This window comes from Mesorhizobium sp. LMG17149, assembly GCF_024518695.1.
Lineage (GTDB): Bacteria > Pseudomonadota > Alphaproteobacteria > Rhizobiales > Rhizobiaceae > Mesorhizobium.
Genome location: NZ_JANIFL010000001.1, coordinates 650,620 through 671,001, shown reverse-complemented (window position 1 = coordinate 671,001; position 20,382 = coordinate 650,620). Strand labels below are relative to the sequence as shown.

Genomic DNA, 20,382 nt, shown 5'->3' with positions numbered 1-20,382 from the left:
GTCAAATCTCCTTGTCGCCGAGTTCGACCCGCTGGCCGAGCAGGCCTTCTGGCCGGTAGACAAGCAGCGCGACGATGATCCCGTAGGTGAGCGCGTCCTTGAAGCCCCCATACTCCTGCGGCAACGCAACCAGCAGGCCGACCTCGATGAAGCCCAGCAGCATGCCGCCGGCCGCAGCGCCCGCCAGCGAGCCGAAGCCGCCGATCACGCAGGCGACGAACGCCTTCAGCACCAGGCTGAAGCCGAGATCGGGCGAGACGCTGCCGCGCCGCGCGATGATGAAAACGGCGGCGATGCCGGCCAGTGCGCCCGAGATGGCGAAGGCCGTGGCGATCACCCGGTTCGCCTTGATACCCATCAGCCGCACCGTGGCGAAATCGCGCGACGCCGCGCGGATGGCGAGGCCGAGCGTCGAACGGTTGAGGAAGAGCACCAAGGCGAGGATGGTCAGACCCGAGACGATAAGCTCCATCACCTGCAGCGACGACACCGCGAAGGGGCCGAAGAACCACATCTGGTTCAGCCCGTTGAGGATCGAAACCGACTGCGGCTTGGGTGAGATCAGCAGCATGAACAGGTTCTGCACGACGATCGAGACGCCGAAGGCGGTGAGCAGCCCGGTCGTCGTCGGTGCATAGCGCACAGGCCGGAACGCCACCCGCTCGAAAGCGATGGCAGCCAGTGCCGCTGCGGCGACTGCAAGCAGCACCGCAACGATGGGCGAGGTCAGTCCGAGCGCGGCCGCCAGGAACACGCTGTAGGCGGAGACGCCGATGATCTCGCCATGCGCGAAATTGACAAGGCCCATGATGGAGAACACCACCGCAAGGCCGAGCGCCACCAACGAATATTCGGCGCCGAAGGCCAGCGCATTGAGAAGCTGCTGCAAGGCATAATCCATGTCGCCGCCTACCCGCCGATATAGAGGTTGAAGAGGCCGTTTTCGTCGGCAAGGCTGGATGGCGGCCCGCTGTGGCGAAGCGTTCCAGCACTGACGACATAGACGCGGTCGGCGAAGCGCAATGCCTGCCTGGCGTTCTGCTCGACCACCAGCAGCGTCAGCCCTTCCGCCTTCAGCTCGCCGATGAAATCGAAGATCTGCACCACGATCTTCGGCGCCAGTCCCAGCGACGGCTCGTCGAGCAACAGCAGCTTCGGCCGCGACATCAGCGACCTGGCGATGGCCAACATCTGCTGCTCGCCACCCGATAGTGTGCCGGCCGCCTGCCCGTAGCGTTCGGAAAGCACCGGAAACAAGGCCAGGAAGCGCTCGATGTCCTGGCGCACGCCCTTGGGATCGCGCCGTATCGCCGCGCCAAGCCGAAGGTTCTCGCCGACCGTCAGATTGGCGAAGATGTGCCGGCCTTCGGGGGTGGAGGTCAGGCCGGCGCGAATGCGGTCCTCGGTGCGGACACGCGAAATGTCCTGGCCGTCGAGAACGATGCGGCCGGAAACCGGCGTGACCAGGCCGGTCAGCGCGTTGATGGTCGAACTCTTGCCGGCGCCGTTGGGGCCGAGCAGGGCGACGAGTTCGCCCCGCCCGACCTTCAGGCTGAGGTCGCGCACCGCGCTCACCGCGCCGTAGCGGACGACCAGATTGTCGACGCTCAGCACGACGAGGTCTGCACTGCGAAGTCTCGATCCGTCATCGCTCGCTGCCCGTCAGTTCAGCGCCGGAACGAAGGTCGGCGGCGTGTCGGTGATCAGCACCCGCTTGCCGTTCGCAAACCCCATCACCGGCACGGCCTTGACCGGATAACCCTTCTTCTCGGCGAAGGATATGACCGGCGCCGTGGTGCCGGGATAGCCGCCCGGCGCGCGGATCGCCTCGCGCAAGGCGGCGGGCTCGACCGTGCCGGACTTCTTCGCCGCCTCGTAGCTGATCTGCACCATGTCGGCGCCAAGCGCGTCGAAGATGCCGTTGATCTTGTAGCCGTCGGCCTTGCACTGGGCCAGGAACTTGTCGATCGGGCTGTCGACGCCGGTCGCGCCATGGGTGGCGAACATCACCTTCTCCAGCGATGCCGGATCACCCACGGTGCCTTCCAGCGACTTGTCGTCGAAGGCATCGCAGCCGGCCACCCAACCGTCATAGCCATTGGCGCGCAGCTGGCGGATGAAAATGCCGACATCGGGCAGCACGCCGCAGATGTGGATGGCGTCCGGCTTCTGCGGCAACGCCTTGATGCTAGCGATCTGCGGCGACCAGTCTGATGTGCCCCAGGAATAGTTGAGCTTGGAGACGACCTTGCCGCCGAGATGCTCGAACACCTCGCCGAACCATTCCGGCAGCTTTTCGGAATAAGAGCCTGCATCGGGCGAGACCATCAGCGCCACGGTACGCGCGCCCTTGCCGTAGAGCGCATTGGCGGTCGCTGCCGCATTGATCGGATCCGGCACCGCGCCGGCAATGAAATTGTCGAGGCCGGCCTGCTGCATCTCAAGCTGCGTGTTCGGCGCCGAGAATACAGTGGCACCATAGGGCGCGGCGATCTGCGCTGTCGGGATCAGCGCATCCGGGAACGGCACGCCGGTGATGACCTGGGCGCCGGCATCGAGGAATTTCTGGCCGAGCGACACCGAAAGCTGCGGATCGGAGCGGTTGTCCTCGATCATCAGCTCGACCTTGGGATCGCCGGCGCCTGCGGCCTTGTTCAATTTGTCGGCCATGCAGCGCGCCCCTTCGGCCTCGCTGTAGGGTGCGTAGGTGCCGGTCATCGCCACCGCGAGCCCGATCTTCAGATCGGCGGCACCGGCATGCGTCACCTGCAAAAGCCCCGCCGTCACGACCGCGGCCCCCAAAATCATCTTGTCCATTTGACCCCTCCTTCTCCCTTGTTGTTGGCGCTTAGGGCGCCGTCACGATGTCTCGGACTGCCCGACATAAACCTCGATGACGCGCGGATCGCGCCACACCGCTTCGGTTTGCCCGGACGCGATCACCTGGCCCTGATCCATGACGCAGAGCCGGTCGCAAAGCCGGTTAATGAATCGCAAATCGTGATCGATGACGATGGTCGCGCAGCCGACATCCCTGCGAATGCCCTCGATCGCTACCGCCAATGTCTCGGACTCGCCTTCGTTGAGGCCGGCCGCCGGCTCGTCGAGCAGCAGCAACGATGGGCCCAACGCCAGCGCGCGGGCGATTTCGAGCCGACGCTGGCTGCCATAGGACAGCGTGCCGGCCGGAACGTCGGCGAAGCCATCCAGCTGATATTGCGCAAGCAGTTGATCGACGCCGATGCGTGCCGCCACTTCCGGCCGAACCGCCTGGCAGGTGATATGGGCGACCTCGACATTCTGCCGGACGGTCAAATCCTTGAACAGGCGGATGGTCTGGAACGTACGCGCGACGCCGGCCCGTGCGCAATGTTCAGGACCGTGGCCGGCGATCTCCTTGCCCGCCAGTCTGACACTGCCGGTGTCCGGCTTGAGCACGCCGGAGATGGCGTTGACCAGAGTGGATTTCCCGGCACCATTGGGGCCGATCAGGCCGAGGATTTCGCCGGCCTCGCAGGCCAGCGAGGCACTGCGCAACGCCTGCACGCCGCCAAAGGTCTTGCTGACTGCCTCAACCGACAGCATCGGTTCCATCTCCCATCCGGCCGATGGCTATTTCTCCTGTCGGCCGGTCAACAGGATGCTAGACCCCCGACTTTTCCATAACAAGTATTTTTTTCCATTTTAGAAAATATTCTTGAGAGGCCCCAAACTTTCGGGCCCGGATTCCAGTCAGGCCGGGATCAGACCCCGGCGCCGGCCGGCAGCCCGTCGCGCGGCACTGTGTTCGACATCAGCATGATCACCGGCTCTTGGCCCAGCGCGATATAGGCGTGCTGCATTTCGCCATCGAACAGGATGCTGTCGCCCGGCTGCAGCACGGTTGGATCATAATGGATCGTGTGCAGTTCCAGGCTGCCGCTCAGCACGTGGATGAACTCCTCGCCCGAATGGCTGCGCCAGCCACCGTTCTCCTCAAAACTCTTCGCGCGCAGCGTGACACGCCAGAAAATGTTGGTCTTGTCGCGAAAATCGCTGCACAGGACCTCGAATTCCATTGCGTTGCCCTGGTGCAGGATGCCGCTACCGGCGCGCGTGATCGAGCGCCGCGCCTGCATGCCCGGCTTCGGGCTGAACAGGAAGGAGGCCACCGGCACATGCAGCACGCCGGCGATCATCAGTGCGACGTCGACCGTCAGCCGGGCTTTACCGTTCTCCAGTTTCGACAATTGCGAAACCGAAAGGCCGGAGCGTTCGCTGAGATCGCGCAGCGTGATGTTCCGCTCCTTGCGCGCATCGCGGATCTTGCTACCCACATTGCCCTGCATCACCCGCGCCCTTGGCTGTCGTGTTTCCAATTCGACAAGCTCTAGCGGCGCGCCTCGGGGGCGTCCAGCCTTTAGACGGCTACGGCTGGTTTCGGCCATAGCGACATCGCAACGGTGGCAAATACGGTCTCAAGCGTGCGGCTGACGAGCTCGAATGTTTCCGGATCGGAAAGCAGGTTGTTGCGGACTTCGAGATAAAGGCAAGGCCTGCCCTGCTCCAACCCGTGCCGATTCAGCGTGTAGCCAACTGCCTGACGCCAGTCATACGGCTCGTTGTCGCCGATCCTCAACCCGGCCTCGGCGCCCCGCGCGCCGAGCGTTTTCAACACCGAGGTGACGAAGGGGGACTGCTCCCGCCACAGGACGCCGATGTCGACATTGCGCCTGACGCCGCCCATCACCGGGGTGAAGGAATGCACCGAGATCAGCGCCTGCCGGCCAGCCGCGGCGTCGATAACAGCCTGTTCGACCGGCGCCGAGGCGATCATCTTGCGCAGCCTGACATCGACTGCATCGGGCGCGAGATTGCCAGGCACCGGAATGCCGCCGAGATCCGGGCGCATGAAGTCCCATTCGCCGGCAGGCCGGTTGTAGTCGAGGAACAGCCGCGAATAATGCGCGACCACGGCCGGCGCCCGCAATGTCTGCGACAGCCGGCGCGTCAAGGCATCGATGCCGATGTCGACGGCGAAATGCGTGCCGAGATAGGGTGCTGCGAGGCCAAGGTCATGCCATGGCGCGGGCACCAGATTGCCCGCATGTTCGGCGATCAGCAGATAGGGGCTCGCCGCCTCGATCCGCAGCCGCTCGACACTGGCGGCGGCCAGCGCGGCGACTGCTCTCTCATCAAGCTCTGCAAGGCTCGCGGCGCTCACCGGGCCGTCCTCCGGATCAGCCGATGACGGAGCGGACATGATAGGCCTTGGCCGCTGTCGCCTCCGCCAGGCCGGCGCGGCCATTGGTGCGGCCGAGGCCGGAATTCTTGATGCCGCCCCAGGGCAGATGCAGGTCGGCGTGGTCGCAGCGATTGAGATAGACGGTACCGGCCTCGACCTCGTCGAGCAGCGCCACGCCGCGCTCGATATCTGTGGTCCAGATCGAGGCGCTGAGGCCGAAATCGCTGTCGTTCATCAGGCCGATCGCCTCGTCATCGCTGCCGACGGACTGGATGCAGGCCACCGGCCCGAACAGTTCGTCGCGCATGATCCGCATGCTGTGATCGACACCCACCAGCACTTCCGGCGCGACATAGGCGGCGCCAAGACCAGAGGCCTTGAGCGTTCCGTCTCGCGGCATCAGGCGCCGGGCTCCTGCCCGGACCGCCTGTTCGGCGAGATCGCGGATCGTGTCGGCGGCACTCGCCCGCACCACCGGGCCGACCATCGGCTTTTCGCCGATGGGATGGCCGATGGTCCATTTCGCCGTTTCGGCAACCAGCGCTTCGACGAAGCGGTCATGGATCGCCTGGTCGACATAGATGCGCTCGACCGAACAGCAGGACTGGCCGGCATTGGAATAGGTGCCCTCGGCGATCTGCGGGATCGTGGCTTCGAGATCGGCATCGGCGCGGATATAGGTCGGATCCTTGCCGCCGAGTTCGAGATGCACCTGTGTGAAGGTGCCGGCGGCGGCGGCATGGACGCTCCGGCCGCCATTGACCGAACCGATGAAATTCACCGCGTTGAAGGCGCCGGACGCAATCAGCTTCTCGGCATCGGCATGGTCGAGATGCAAGCTCTGGAAGACGCCCTCGGGGCCGCCGGCGGCACGGAAGGCCTCTTCCGCCAGTTCGGCAATCAGCGGCGTCTGCGGCGAATGCTTGAAGATCACCACATTGCCGGCCGCGAGCGGCGACGTCACGAGATAGCCGAGCATGGCGGTGGGATAGTTCCAGGCGCAGATTGACAGATGCAGGCCGCCCGCCACCGGCTTGGCATAGCGGCGGATGTTGTCATCCGAAGGATACGGCACATTGGCCAGGGTTTCCGGTGCGATGTCGGCAAGCAATTGTCCGACCAGCGCCAGGCGAGGCGTCTCGTCGGCCTGCCATAGCGGCCGGCCGATCTGCCAGGCCACCATCTCGGCCAGCGGCGTTGCCCGCGCCTTCATCTCCTCACCGAAGCGCAGCAGGATCGCCAGTCTGTCGGCCAGCGGCGTCCGCCGCCAGGACGGCAGGGCGGCACGCGCGCGGGTGAGCGCTGCCTCGATGGTGGAACCGTCGGCATAAGAGCGCGTCGTATAGGTCGAGCCGTCGACGGGAGAAATCACGGAAAAGGTCCGCGCGCCGGAATGCAGGTTCATGCTGTTGAAATCCATCCGAGCTGAGAGGTCATTTGGGGTACGATATCGCTATTTTCCATTTTGGCAAATTTTTTCTAATACCGCTTGATGGAATTTTGGTCCGCCCCTATTGTCCCTTCGATCTGCATTTTGGCAGGAACAGACGAGGGGTTCAGATGATCGCTTATGATTTCACCGGCAGGCATGCGGTCGTGGCCGGCGCAGGCGGCGGCATGGGCGAGGCGATCACGCTGGCGCTGCTCGATGCCGGTGCCTCTGTCACTGCCATCGACGTCAAGCAGCGTCCTGCGTCCCTCGCCGCCTATGACGACAGGCTCGCCTTCGCGCAGGGCGATCTCACCGACGCCGCCTTTGTCGAACAGACGATCGGCACGGCGGGCCGCGAGCGCGGTGGCATCGACTATCTCGCCAATGTCGCCGGCGTGCTGTGGTTCGGCCGCGACAAATCGGCCCTCGAGATGGATCTCGACGTCTGGGACGAGGTGTTCAACATCAATTTGAAATCCTTCGTACACACGGCGCGCTCGGTCGTACCCCACATGCGCGCGGGCGGACGCGGCGGCGCCATGGTGCATTTCTCGACCATCCAGTGGTATCGCGGCGACGCCAACCCGCAGGACGCCTACCAGGCATCCAAGGCCGGCGTCTGCGCGCTGTCCAAATCGCTGGCCATGCAGTTGGCCGGCGAACGCATCCGCTCCAACGCCATCTGTCCCGGCATGGCGCTGACCCCGCTGCAGGCGCGCTGGGACACCGAGGAGAAGCGTTCGGCCGTGGCGAGTTACGCGCCGCTCGGCCGCATCGGCACGCCGCAGGACATGGCCAACGCGGCCCTGTTCCTGCTCTCCGACGCGGCGAGCTACATCACCGGCATCGAACTTGCCGTCGATGGCGGCCTGCTGATGCGCATGTAGCCAGCACGCCCGCTGCCGGGCTGTGGCAGCACGACATGCCGGGTCTCTCCGCGATCACAATCTGTCAACTTTCGGTTCCTTGCCATCCCAGGGATTGGAACGCCTCTATATGGATATTGCGGGCCACGAACCGCCGGCGATGACAGGATCACCGCGACGCGACGGAGGAGATTGCCCGTGTCCGGAAAGCGATATCCACACCGCTTTCCCGTTGAAGGGAGGCGCGACCATGCGCAATGTCACACCAAGGATCATAGCAATCGCATCGCTACTGGCGGCCGTGCCGCTATCGAGTGCTTACGCGGTACACCGCCACAGGGTCGAACCGCAGCGCATGTCTGTCGAGGCTAGAGCCGTCCTGGACCAGTTGCAGGGCGTCAAGCAAGGGATCGTCGAGGCAAGGGAAGCCAAGGCGATCACCCCTGAGCAGGAGCACGATCTGATGATGAGGGCCGACAGCATCCATCGCTCGGCCACTGACCGCGGCGCATACCAAGGTTTGCTCAGCCAGATTGAGAACTTGGATCAGCGACTGCAAGACGATTCAGGCGGCGGCTTCTACATTGGCGACGGCGCCGATGGCGGCTACTATCCAAACGGCTGACGCAGGCCGACAATGATCGCACGGCGCCTCCGGCGATTGTCGGGGCTCCGGCTTTTCCGATACGAGATAGGGAGGGCAAACGCCTACTGAACCGACGCGACAGCGCAGACGGACGCGATGTCTCCGATGCCCTGGCAGAGGGCGGGACCGTTCAGGCGCGGATCCTCGACCAGCGTCTGCGTCTCGCCATCGGAGGGCTGGCCGGTAAAGAAGATAGGAGCCGGCTGACCGCCGCCATGCGTGTCGGCATTGTGGGCGACGATGCTGGCAGCCTCGGTTGGCGGCACCGCGTTGGCAGACTGCACCACCAGGTCGGCGCCGACATAGGTCAACTCGTAATTGGCCGAGATGGTCAGGCTGCCTTGCTCGATGGCGTAAATGCCGGGCATGCTTGCAGTGCTGGCTTCGGTCGAAAGGCCGCCCGCGAACATGTCGCCGTTGACCAGCCCCAAGCCGCCGACCGTGTAGGTGAGTGGCGGATTGGCCGTCCCTTGCGGCCGGCTCTGCGCATCCGCAACCACGGTGATGGCCCGCTTGCCGATGCTGAAGTCCGCGCCGACATAGCTGATGTCATAGTTTGAGTTCGCGGCGTTGGTGATGCCGCCTTGCCCCATTGCATAGCCGCCGACAGTCTCACCAGCGGCGCGATCGAGAGCACCGACCAACGCCGCGCCACTACCGAGATCGGAGACGGTATAGCCTAGGGATGACGGGTCGGCATCGCCATAGGATTTGCCCTGGCCGGCATTCGCCGTCACCGTTACTGCACGCTTGCCAATACTGAAGCCGGCACCGACATAGCTGATGTCGTAATTGCTATTCTCAGCGTTGGTCAGCGTGCCCTGGCCGATCGCATAATTGCCGACAGTCTCGCCGGCCGCGCGGTCGAGAGCACCGACCAGCAGCGCTCCGCTACCAAGATCCGAAACGCTGTAGCCGAATGACGAGGGATTGCTGTCGCCGTAGATCTTGCCTTGACCGGCATTGGCCGTGACGGTGATCGCCCGCTTGCCGATGCTGAAGTTCGCGCCGACATAGTTGATGTCGTAATTGCCGTTGGCGGCATCAGTGAGCGTGCCGCGGCCAATCGCATGGCTGCCGGCATTCTCACCGGCAGCACGATCCAGTGCGCCGACAAGTGCCGTTCCAGTGCCCAGATCCGAGACAGTGTAGCCGTAGGACAGCGGATCGCTGTCACCATAGGTCTTGCTCAAGCCGCTATCCGCCGTGACCGTGACGGCGCGTTTGCCGATGCTGAACCCGGCGCCGACATAGCTGATGTCGTAATTCGCATTGGCGGCATCGGTGAGGCTGCCGCGGCCGATCGCATAGGTTCCGACGCCCTCGCCGGCTGACCGGCCGAGAGCGCCGACAAGGGCGACGCCGGTGCCGAGATCGGAGACGGTGTAGCCATAGGACAATGGATCGGCCTTGCCGTAGGTCTTGCCCAGGCCCGCATTGGTAGTAACGGTCACCGCCCGTTTGTCGATGGTGAAGTTGGCGCCGACATAAGTGATGGCGTAATTGGCGTTCGACACGCCGAGAGTGCCTTGGCCGATGGCATAGGTGCCGGCATTCTCGCCGGTCACGCGATCGAGTGCGCCAAGCAGCGATGCGCCGCTGCCGAGATTTGAAACGGTATAGCCATAGGACGATGGGGCGCCATCGCCATACGTCTTGCCCTGGCCGGCGCTGGCGGTGACTGTCACCGCCCTTTTGCCGATGGTGAAATCGGCGCCGACATAGGTGATGTCATAGTTTGAATTGTTGCCGTTGGTCAGCGTGCCCTGGCCGATGGCGTACATGTCGGCATTCTCGCCGACATCACGGCCGAGTGTGCCGACCAACCCCAAGCCGGTGCCCAGGCTCGAAACGCTGTAGGCGTAGGATGACGGATCGACATCGCCATAGGTTTTGCCCTGCCCTGATGTCGCTATCACCGTCACCGCACGTTTGGCGATGGAGAGCAGGCCGGCGCTGTTGAAGGCAAGGGCGTAGCCGTTCGAGGCAGCGACGTTGCCGGTGCTGATGCTGATCGCATAGGGCCCGCTGCCGACTTGCTCGTTGCCTGACAGCGTGGCGGTGGAGAGCGACGGCGCGCCGCTAAATGTGTTGGCGGCAGCGTCGCCGAGATAGGCATTGGTGACGCCCGCCTGATAGCCCGACACCGTATAGGTCAGTGCCGGCATGGCGGTGTCGCCATAAGTCTTAGCCGCATTTTCGGACTTGAAGGTCAGCGTCGGCTGATAGTTAAAGACGTAGCGGTTGCCGGTCGCGCTCACCGTGGCGCCGGCCGCCGTATTCCAGACCGCCGTGTTGCCGCTGTCGAGATTGCCGAATGTGTTTCCGGTCGGGTTTGCCGCATAGATCAGCCAGCGGCCACTGGTTGCGGTGACAGCGTCGCTGCCGCGGTTGTTGACGAACCTGCCCATGGCTGACAGCACCGGATCGATGCCGCTGACCTTGGCGCCGGCCGCCATCGTCAGGTCGCCCGTCGTCTGAAGCTTGACCTGGCCGGTCGTGGGGGCACCAGCCGTGACCACGCCGCGCGCATTGATGACGCCGCCGACGACAAGGCCACCCAGGTCGAACAGACTGATGTATCCCGCATTGGCCGCGATCGTGCCGATCTGGTTGCCGCCATTGTTCAAGTTGAAGTCGCCGGCGCCGCCGAGCAGCAGCGATGCCGCCGCCAGCCCGTGCGTCTGCGTGACCGTGCCGTTCGACGACAGCGCTAGCGTGCCGGCGCCGATCGACACCGCCTGGTCGATCGCGAAGGTGGTGGCCGCCGTTTCGATCTGCCAGTTGGCGAAGGACAGGCTGCCGACATAGGTCGATCCGACAGTCGCTGCAGCGGCGTCCTGCAGCGCCGAAAGAGACGTGATCGAACTGTCCGCCTCGTCGAGACGCCAGTTGCCATAGACGTTCAGGTTGGAGACATTCCCGCCCGCAAGCCCGGTGCGAAATGTCACGCCGTTCTGAGCCCCGGAACTGTCGTCCGGATGCGAATCGCGAACGGTGTAGGCCAGCACGCTGTCCGATATCCAGCCGGTCGGCACGGCGATATAGTAGTAACCGTTGACGCCCGTGGTCACCGTGCCGATGTCGACACCGTTCGAGACGCCGGTGACCCAACCGGGATTTTTTGCATAGTAGGGCTGTCGCGTGGCCGACGAAAGCGGTGTGATGCCGCCATCCTTGTAGGCGATGCCGGAGATCGCCTGGATGCCGTTTGGATAGAAACTGTTCAGATACGGGTAGAGACCGCCGGTTCCGCCGACGAAAGCGGAGCTCAAGCTGGTGGCGCCGCCGCCCTGCAGCTGTGCCGTGGTCAGGCCGGTGCTGGTGACGCCTGCAGCGCCTTGGCCGGCAACGCCCGTCGTCGTTCCTGACGTGGTGGTGTCGAAATAGACATTGGTGACCGTGCCCCAGGAAAAGCCGACGCTGCCGCCAACGCCGGTAGCGCCCAGAAGTCCAAGCACGGCGCCTGTGGAATAGCCGTCGCTGATGGCGCCGACATTGAACCCGACCAGGCCGCCGATATTGTCGCCACCGACAACCGAACCACTGGCATGGACCTGGCTGATCGTGCTGCTGTTGAAACCGGCAATGCCTCCGATCTGGCTGCCATCGTGTCCTCGCACCGCGTTCGTCGAAAACGAACCGGTGATCGTGCCCTCATTGCGTCCGACGAGACCGCCGACGGCAGCGACACCTTCGAGATAGCCGCTTGCCCAGACCCCCGATATCGTACCCTTGCTAAAGCCGGCAATTGCGCCGGTGTTGTACGAACCACTGATATAGGCGTCGACCAGACCGACATTGCGCACCACGCCGGTGCTGCCGACATAGCCGAACAGCCCGACATAGTTGGCAGGAATCTGCCGCACCCAGATCTGGTTGATGATATGGCCGAGCCCGTCGAACGAGCCGGTGAAGCCATTGCCGCCGTTCTGGATGTTGCTGTTGCCGTCGGTGCCCAGTGATATGAAGCCGAGACCGCTGTTCCAGCTGGACGTGGTGCTGGCATCGATATTCTTGGCCAGCGCATAGCTGCCGGTGAGCCCGCTGTTGATCGCCTGCAGGCCGTTGACATCGTAGATCAGCGTGTAGCTCTGGCCGTCGATCGACAGCGCCTGCGCTCCCGGCGTGCCGGTGAAGGTCGCCGATGCACCCAAGGCATAGGAGATCGTGCCCCCGGTGCCGCCATTGTCGGAGACCAGCGACAGGCCGCCGACGCCGCCGATCGTGGCGTTCGCATTGAAGACGATGGAATGAAAGGCGCTGAGCGTCAGCGTGTTGGTGTTCCAGCTGATCGGCGCGGCAATGGTGATGTCGCCAGCCTGCGAACCGCCGCTGCCGGTCGAGATGGTGACGTTTGCGGTTGCGAGAAGGTTCTGCAGCGTGGTGACGTTGATGACGCTGTCATCGGTGTTGGCGGACATGCTGCCGCCGGTGTTGCCGGCAGCGTTGGAGATGGTGACGTTGTAGGGGTCGAGCAGAAGGTCGCCGGTATCGCCGAAGCGGGCGCGCAGATCGACCTCACCGGTGAAGTCGAGGCGCTGCTTGCCGGACACTTCCGCGAAGCCGCCATTGCCGCCGTCATCGCCACCACGTGCGGAAATCTTGCCCGCGAACTTTGTCTGCTCGTCGGACCAGACGATGACCGTGCCGCCATCGCCGGTGCCGGTCGCATCGGCGCTGATTGTCGTCTTCGCATCGATCTCGATTGTGATCGCGCGTTGCAAGGTGCCCTTGCCCTGCTTGTCACCGCCGATCCTGACGCTGCCGCCGCCATCCTTGCCCGAGGCATCGACCTTGGCGGCCTTGAGCTTCAGCTTGCGGCCGGTGACCGTGACCTTGCCGCCCTTGCCGCCGGCCTTGGCCGAAGCGTCGAGCGTGCCGGTGATTTCGACCGAGCCTTCATCACCACCAAGCACGATGGCGCCGGATTGACCTGACACACTGCGTGCCTCGATGACGCCAGACATGTTGACGGCCTGGCGTGCTGCATTGCGCACCGCCGCCGCCTTGAGTTCGACCAGTCCGCCATCGGCACTGATACGTCCGGAATTGCTGACCAGCGCATTGCTGCCATCAGCCCTGGTCGGCACGGAGACCTGCAAGAAGCCGTCGCCGGACAGATCGAGCGCCGCCTTCTCGCCCGAGCCGAGCCCGACCTTGCCGAGCGGCACGGTGATCGAGCCGGCATTGTCGACGCTGCCACCGATCAATGCGGCATAGCCGCCACGCCCGATGCTGATCGCACCCTGGTTGGAGACGGCAGCGGAAACTCCATTGCCTTCGAACTCCAGCTTTCCGGCCTCAAAATCCTCGTCGCTGATGCCCAGCGAGGAGCCGACGAAGCCGGCGGCACTGACCTTGCCGGTCTTGGAGATGGCAATGCCGTTGGGATTGACCAGGAACACCTGGCCATTGGCGTTGAGCTGGCCCGATATGGTCGATTTAGTGCCACCGGTGACGCGGTTCAGCATCGTTGCCGAGGATGATGGCTGGTCGATGTTGACTGTCGCGCCGGCGCCGATGGAAAAACTCTGCCAGTTGACGATCGCCGAACTGGTCGACTGCCTGATGGTCAGTTGCGACGACGATGGATTGGCGATGGTAACACCGCCGGACGCGACGCTGCCGCCTGTCGGCAGTTCCTGTGCTCGCGCCGACGTGAAGCCGACAAGTGCCGTCGACGTCAAAAGCAGCGCCATCAACGGCGCGCCGGTGCGGTTAAGGTGCCGCCGTGAGAGGGTTTGGCGCTGCGCGGTCATGTCTTCCTACCGGATCGAGGCAACGCTGCAGACGGAAGCTGCGTCCGCCACGCCCTGGCAGAAGGCGGGGCCATCAAGCCGCGGGTCTTCGACCAGCGTTTGCGCATCGCCATCCACCGGCTGTCCGGTGAAAAAAACCGGAGCCGGCCCGCCAGCAGCGTGGGCATCGGCGTTGTACGCGACCGTGCTGGCCGCATCCGGTGCCGGCACGGTGTTGGGCGGCGAGACCACCAGATCGGCACCGACATAGGTCAGCTCATAGTTGGCCGAGAGGGTCAGGCTTCCCTGTTCGATGGCGTAGTTGCCAGGAGGGCTAGCGTGTGTCGCCCCAGTCGAGAGCGCGCCAAGAAACGTATCCCCGTTGACCAACCCCAGACCGCCGATCGAATAGGTGAGTGGCGGATTGGGCATGCCCTGCGGCCGGCTCTGCGCATCCGCCACTATGGTGATCGTCCGCTTGCCAATGCTGAAGTCGGCACCGGCATAGCTGATCTCGTAGTTCGAATTGGCGCTGTCGGTGAGCGTGCCCTGGCCGATCGCGTAGGCTCCCGCGTTCTCTCCCAAGGCGCGATCGAGAGCGCCGACCAACGCCTCACCACTGCCGAGATCGGTGCTGGTGTAGCCATAGGACGACGGATCGGCATCGCCGTAAATCTTGCCCTGGCCCGAATTGGCCGTGACGGTCACGGCACGCCTGCCGATGCTGAAATCGGCGCCGACATAGCTGATGTCGTAGTTCGAATTGGCCGCATTGGCGAGTGTGCCCTGCCCGATCTGATAGGCGCCGACATCTTCACCGGGAGTGCGGTGGAGAGCGCCAACCAGCGCCGCACCACTGCCGAGATCGGTGAAGGTGTAGCCATAGGACGACGGATCGGCATTGCCGTAGGTCTTGCCCTGGCCCGAGCTGGCAGTGACGGTCACGAATCGCTTGCCGATGCTGAAACCGGCGCCGACATAGGTGATGTCGTAGTTGGCGTTGGCCGCATCGGTGAGGGTGCCGCGGCCAATGGCATAGGTCCCGACATTCTCGCCCTCGGCGCGATCAAGCGTGCCGGTCAGCGCTGCGCCGCTGCCGAGATCGGATACTCCGTAGCCGTAAGACAGCGGATCTCCGTCCCCGTAGATCTTGCTCTGGCCCGCATCGGCCGTCACCGTGATCGCGCGCTGCGTCACCGAAAGATCCGCGCCGATATAGCTGATGGCGTAATTTCCGTTGGCAAGCGTGCCTTGGGTGATGCTGTAGCCGCCGACATCGGATGATGCTGCGGCGGTCGTTGCCAACGCACCACTCAGGCTGTCGCCATTGGCGAAATCGCCCGAGGTCAGTTGATAGGTCAGCGTTGGATTGTCATCGCCATAGACACGGCTCTTGGCATCGGCCGTCACCGTAATCGCGCGCGGCGTCACTGACAGGTTTCCGCCGACATAGCTGATCGCGTAGTTGCTGTTGGCGAGCGTGCCCTGCGTGATGCCGTAGCTGCCGACATCGGATGCTGTCGTTGCCGAGGTCGCCAGCGCACCGTTCAGGCTGTCGCCATTGACGAAATTGCCTGCGGTCAGCTGATAGGTCAACGCCGGGTTGGCATCGCCATAAACACGGCTCTTGGCATCGGCCGTCACCGTGATCGCCCGTTTCGTCACCGCCAGATTGGCGCCGGCATAGCTGATCGCATAGTTGCTGTTGGCGAGTGTGCCTTGCGTAATGCTGTAACTGCCGACACCAGATGCTGTCGTGGCCGCTGTTGCGAGCGCGCCGCTCAGGCTGTCGCCATTGACGAAATTGCCCGTGGTCAGCTGATAGGTCAGCGCTGGGTTGGCATCGCCATAGATGCGGCTCTTGGCATCGGCTGTCACCGTGATGGCGCGCTTCGCCACCGACAGATTGGCGCCGACATAGGTGATCGCATAGTTGCCGTTGGCGAGTGTGCCTTGCGTGATGCCGTAGCTGCCGACACTGGATGCCGTCGTAGCTGTTGTTGCCAATGCACCGCTCAGGCTGTCCCCATTGACGAAATTGCCTGATGTCAGCTGATAGGTCAGCGCCGGATTGGCATCGCCATAGGCACGGCTCTTGGCATTCGCCGTCACCGTGATCGCGCGCGGCGTCACCGACAAATTGGCGCCGGCGTAGGTGATCGCATAATTGTTGTTGTTGAGCGTACCCTGCGTGACGCCATAGCTGCCGACACCGGATGCCGTGGTCGCCGATGTCGTCAGCGAACCGCCCAAGCTGTCGCCATTGACAAAACTGCCTGATGTCAGCTGGTAGGTCAGCGACGGATTGGCGTTGCCATAGATACGGCTCTTGGCATCGGCCGTGACCGTGATCGCGCGCTTGGCGATGGCGAAACTGCCGCCGACATAGGTGATGTCGTAGTTCGAATTGTTAGCGTTGGTGATGCTGTTCTGGTTGATGGCGTAAGTGCCGGCACTGTTCCCGGCCGTGCGGTTGAGGGTGCCGACCAGAGCCACGCCGGCGCCGAGATCCGAAACGGTGTACGCATAGGATGACGGATTCGCATCGCCATAGATCTTGCTCTGGCCCGGCGTCACCGTCACCGTTACCGCGCGTTTGCCGATGGTGAGCAGGCCGGTGCTGCTGTAGGCGAAGCCATAGCCGCTCAACGCCGCGAGATTGCCGGCGCCGACGGTGATTGCATAGGATCCTGCTCCGACCTGTGTATTGCCCGGCGGGTTGACGGACGTGACGCTTGGGCCGCCGCTGAAGGTCGTGGCGGCGGTGTCGCCGAGATAGGCGCCGACCGCGCTCGCCTGATAGCCCGCCACTGAATAGGTCAGTGCCGGCAGGGCGGTGTCGCCGTAGGTTTTGGTCGCGCTGTTGGACGTAAACGTCAGTGTCGGCTGATAGGCGAAGACATAGCGGTTGCCCGTCGCGCTCACCGCCCCGCCGGCGGTCGTGTTCCAGATGGCGGTGTTGCCGCTGTCGAGATTGCCGAAATTGTTGCCGGTGGGAGCTGCCGCATAGACCAGCCAGCGTCCGCTGGTGGCGGTGACGGCATCGCTGCCGCGACTGTTGATGAATTGTCCTGCGGCTGAGAGCACCGGATCCGTTCCGCTGATCGTCGCACTTGCCGCGATGGTCAGATTGCCCGCCGTCTGAAGCCTTACCGAACCGGTGGTGTTCACCCCGGTCGCCGTAACCCCGCGGGCGGTGGAAGCACTGGCGATCGTCAGGCTTGCGCCATCGCGCAGATCGACGGAACCGGCGTTGCCGGCGACGTTGCCGATCTGGTTGCCGGCGTTGGTCAGGGTGAAGCTACCCGTGCCACCGAGAACCAGCGACGCCGCCGTCAGGCCACTCGTCTGCGTCACCACGCCGTTCGACGACAGCGCCATCGTGCCGGTGCCGACCGACAGCGCCTGGTTGAGGGCGAAGGTGGCTGCTGCGGTTTCAATCTGGCGATTGGCGAAGGACAGGCTGCCGACAGAGGTTGACCCAATAGCCGCGCTATAGGCGCTGCTCAGCGTCGATAGCGAAGCGATCGAGCCATCCGTCTCGTCGAGCCGCCAGTCGCCATAGACGTTGAGGTTCGAGACATTGCTGCCGGACAGGCCGGTCCGGAAGGTCACGCTATTCTTGGCGCCCGAGTCCGCTTCGGCAACGGTGTAAGCGAGCACCGAGTTCGAGACCGCGCCCGCCGGCAGAGCGAGATAGTAGTAGCCGTTGACGCCGGTCGAGACTGTGCCGAGGTTTACGCCGCCGGAGACGACGGACACCAGCCCGGGATTCTTTGTGTAATAGGGCTGGCCGGTACCGGAAATCAGCGGCGTGTTGCCGGCATCCTTGTAGGCAATTCCGGAGATCGCCTGGACGCCATTGGGGTAGAAGCTCTTCAGATAGGGATAGAGGCCGCCAGTCCCGCCGCCAAAGGCGGCACTCAGTCCGTTGGCGCCGCCATTCTGGAAGCTGGAGGTCGACAGGCCGACGACATTGACATTGGGGCCGGTGGTGCCGCCGCCGATCGCAGGCTTGGCGATGGATGTGGTATTGTAGGGGCCTGATGTCGAAGTGTCGTACGCGCCCGTGACCACGCCGTCGTAAAGGTTGTTGCCGATGAACGCGCCGACATTCCATCCGCCGCTGACCGCGCCGGTCGAATAGCTGTCGGTTATCCTGCCGCCCTCGCCGACCCCCGAGTAGCCATAATTCGATCCGACGAGGCCGCCGACCGCCGCGCCGCCGCTGCCGATATCGACAGCGCCCATGGCATAGACGCGATCAATGGTGCCGAAATTATTGAAGCCTACCGCGCCGCCGGCGGTGTTTGTGTCGCGTGCGTTGATGACCACTGTCGAGAAGCTGTCGGAGAGTGCGCCATCGTTCTCGCCGATCAGACCACCTGAGGTGGACCCGTATTGTGTGGTGAACAGCCGACCAGTCGAATAACTCTGGGCCACCGTGCCGGCATTGAACCCGGCGACCCCGCCGAGGGTCCTGAACCCCCGGACCGTCACATTGGTGGCGCCGACATTCTGAACCAGGCCGCCCGCGCCGATATAGCCGAACAGGCCGACATATTGGGCGGCGGACTGCGTCACCGACAGGCTGTCGACGGTGTGGCCTAGCCCGTCGAACGATCCGGTAAAGCCGTTGCCGCCATTCTGGACATTGCTGTTGCCGTCGGTGCCCAGCGATATGAAGCCGAGACCGCTATTCCAGCTGAACGTGCTGCTGGCATCGATATTCTTGGCCAGCGCATAGCTGCCGGTCAGGCCGCTGTTGATCGCCTGCAGGCCGTTGACATCGTAGACCAGCGTGTAGCTCTGGCCGTCGATCGACAGCGCCTGGGCGCCGGGCGTGCCGGTGAAGGTCGCCGATGCACCCAAGGCATAGGAGATCGTGCCGCCGGTACCGCCATTGTTGGTGACCAGCGTCAACCCGCCGACGCCGCCGATCGTGGCGTTCGCATTGAAGACGATGGAATGAAAGGCGCTGAGCGTCAGCGTGTTGGTGTTCCAGCTGATCGGCGCGGCAATGGTGATGTCGCCGGCCTGCGAACCGCCGCTGCCGGTTGAGATGGTGACGTTTGCGGTTGCGAGAAGGTTCTGCAGCGTGGTGACGTTGATGACGCTGTCATCGGTGTTGGCGGACATGCTGCCGCCGGTGTTGCCGGCAGCGTTGGAGATGGTGACGTTGTAGGGGTCGAGCAGAAGGTCGCCGGTATCGCCGAAGCGGGCGCGCAGATCGACCTCACCGGTGAAGTCGAGGCGCTGCTTGCCGGACACTTCCGCGAAGCCGCCATTGCCGCCGTCATCGCCACCACGTGCGGAAATCTTGCCCGCGAACTTTGTCTGCTCGTCGGACCAGACGATGACCGTGCCGCCATCGCCGGTGCCGGTCGCATCGGCGCTGATTGTCGTCTTCGCATCGATCTCGATTGTGATCGCGCGTTGCAAGGTGCCCTTGCCCTGCTTGTCACCGCCGATCCTGACGCTGCCGCCGCCATCCTTGCCCGAGGCATCGACCTTGGCGGCCTTGAGCTTCAGCTTGCGGCCGGTGACCGTGACCTTGCCGCCCTTGCCGCCGGCCTTGGCCGAAGCGTCGAGCGTGCCGGTGATTTCGACCGAGCCTTCATCACCACCAAGCACGATGGCGCCGGATTGACCTGACACACTGCGTGCCTCGATGACGCCAGACATGTTGACGGCCTGGCGTGCTGCATTGCGCACCGCCGCCGCCTTGAGTTCGACCAGTCCGCCATCGGCACTGATACGTCCGGAATTGCTGACCAGCGCATTGCTGCCATCAGCCCTGGTCGGCACGGAGACCTGCAAGAAGCCGTCGCCGGACAGATCGAGCGCCGCCTTCTCGCCCGAGCCGAGCCCGACCTTGCCGAGCGGCACGGTGATCGAGCCGGCATTGTCGACGCTGCCACCGATCAATGCGGCATAGCCGCCACGCCCGATGCTGATCGCACCCTGGTTGGAGACGGCAGCGGAAACTCCATTGCCTTCGAACTCCAGCTTTCCGGCCTCAAAATCCTCGTCGCTGATGCCCAGCGAGGAGCCGACGAAGCCGGCGGCACTGACCTTGCCGGTCTTGGAGATGGCAATGCCGTTGGGATTGACCAGGAACACCTGGCCATTGGCGTTGAGCTGGCCCGATATGGTCGATTTAGTGCCACCGGTGACGCGGTTCAGCATCGTTGCCGAGGATGATGGCTGGTCGATGTTGACTGTCGCGCCGGCGCCGATGGAAAAACTCTGCCAGTTGACGATCGCCGAACTGGTCGACTGCCTGATGGTCAGTTGCGACGACGATGGATTGGCGATGGTAACACCGCCGGACGCGACGCTGCCGCCTGTCGGCAGTTCCTGTGCTCGCGCCGACGTGAAGCCGACAAGTGCCGTCGACGTCAAAAGCAGCGCCATCAACGGCGCGCCGGTGCGGTTAAGGTGCCGCCGTGAGAGGGTTTGGCGCTGCATGG

The 20,382-nt window shown here is 63.9% G+C and carries 11 protein-coding genes; 2 read left to right on the top strand and 9 right to left on the bottom strand.

The window, feature by feature from the left end; genetic code table 11:
* Nucleotide 1 precedes the first annotated feature (1 nt).
* The 7 genes from NP945_RS03135 to NP945_RS03105 all read right to left on the bottom strand — a co-directional run bounded on the left by NP945_RS03135 (nt 2) and on the right by NP945_RS03105 (nt 6,629).
* A complete protein-coding gene (locus tag NP945_RS03135; protein WP_256745547.1) occupies nt 2–901 on the bottom strand; it encodes a branched-chain amino acid ABC transporter permease in 900 nt (299 codons plus the stop codon).
* A gap of 8 nt (nt 902–909) precedes the next feature.
* A complete protein-coding gene (locus NP945_RS03130; RefSeq protein WP_256745546.1) occupies nt 910–1,614 on the bottom strand; it encodes an ABC transporter ATP-binding protein in 705 nt (234 codons plus the stop codon).
* A gap of 48 nt (nt 1,615–1,662) precedes the next feature.
* Entirely contained in the window at nt 1,663–2,817 is a 1,155-nt protein-coding gene (locus tag NP945_RS03125; RefSeq protein WP_256745545.1) for an ABC transporter substrate-binding protein, read from the bottom strand.
* Nucleotides 2,818–2,859: 42 nt separating this feature from the next.
* Nucleotides 2,860–3,585, bottom strand: coding sequence for an ABC transporter ATP-binding protein (locus NP945_RS03120; RefSeq protein WP_256745544.1), 726 nt, complete (start codon nt 3,583–3,585; stop codon nt 2,860–2,862).
* Between the two features lie 158 nt (nt 3,586–3,743).
* The gene (locus NP945_RS03115; RefSeq protein WP_256745543.1) at nt 3,744–4,328 is read right to left on the bottom strand and encodes a helix-turn-helix domain-containing protein; all 585 of its coding nucleotides are present in this window, start codon (nt 4,326–4,328) and stop codon (nt 3,744–3,746) included.
* Nucleotides 4,329–4,399: 71 nt separating this feature from the next.
* Nucleotides 4,400–5,203, bottom strand: a complete 804-nt coding sequence (locus tag NP945_RS03110) for an N-formylglutamate amidohydrolase (RefSeq protein ID WP_256745542.1) — start codon at nt 5,201–5,203, stop codon at nt 4,400–4,402.
* 16 nt (nt 5,204–5,219) lie between these two features.
* Entirely contained in the window at nt 5,220–6,629 is a 1,410-nt protein-coding gene (locus NP945_RS03105) for an aldehyde dehydrogenase family protein (protein ID WP_127272457.1), read from the bottom strand.
* A 155-nt stretch (nt 6,630–6,784) separates the two neighbouring features.
* On the opposite strand from NP945_RS03105, the gene NP945_RS03100 reads away from it, so the two are divergent.
* Entirely contained in the window at nt 6,785–7,543 is a 759-nt protein-coding gene (locus NP945_RS03100) for an SDR family NAD(P)-dependent oxidoreductase (RefSeq protein WP_127270039.1), read from the top strand.
* 229 nt (nt 7,544–7,772) lie between these two features.
* Nucleotides 7,773–8,147, top strand: coding sequence for a hypothetical protein (locus NP945_RS03095; protein ID WP_256745541.1), 375 nt, complete (start codon nt 7,773–7,775; stop codon nt 8,145–8,147).
* Between the two features lie 83 nt (nt 8,148–8,230).
* Here the strand turns inward: NP945_RS03095 and NP945_RS03090 are convergent, their stop codons facing one another.
* Both NP945_RS03090 and NP945_RS03085 read right to left on the bottom strand, forming a co-directional pair.
* The gene (locus NP945_RS03090; RefSeq protein WP_256745540.1) at nt 8,231–13,930 is read right to left on the bottom strand and encodes an MBG domain-containing protein; all 5,700 of its coding nucleotides are present in this window, start codon (nt 13,928–13,930) and stop codon (nt 8,231–8,233) included.
* Between the two features lie 6 nt (nt 13,931–13,936).
* Entirely contained in the window at nt 13,937–20,380 is a 6,444-nt protein-coding gene (locus NP945_RS03085) for an MBG domain-containing protein (protein WP_256745539.1), read from the bottom strand.
* Nucleotides 20,381–20,382: the final 2 nt, after the last annotated feature.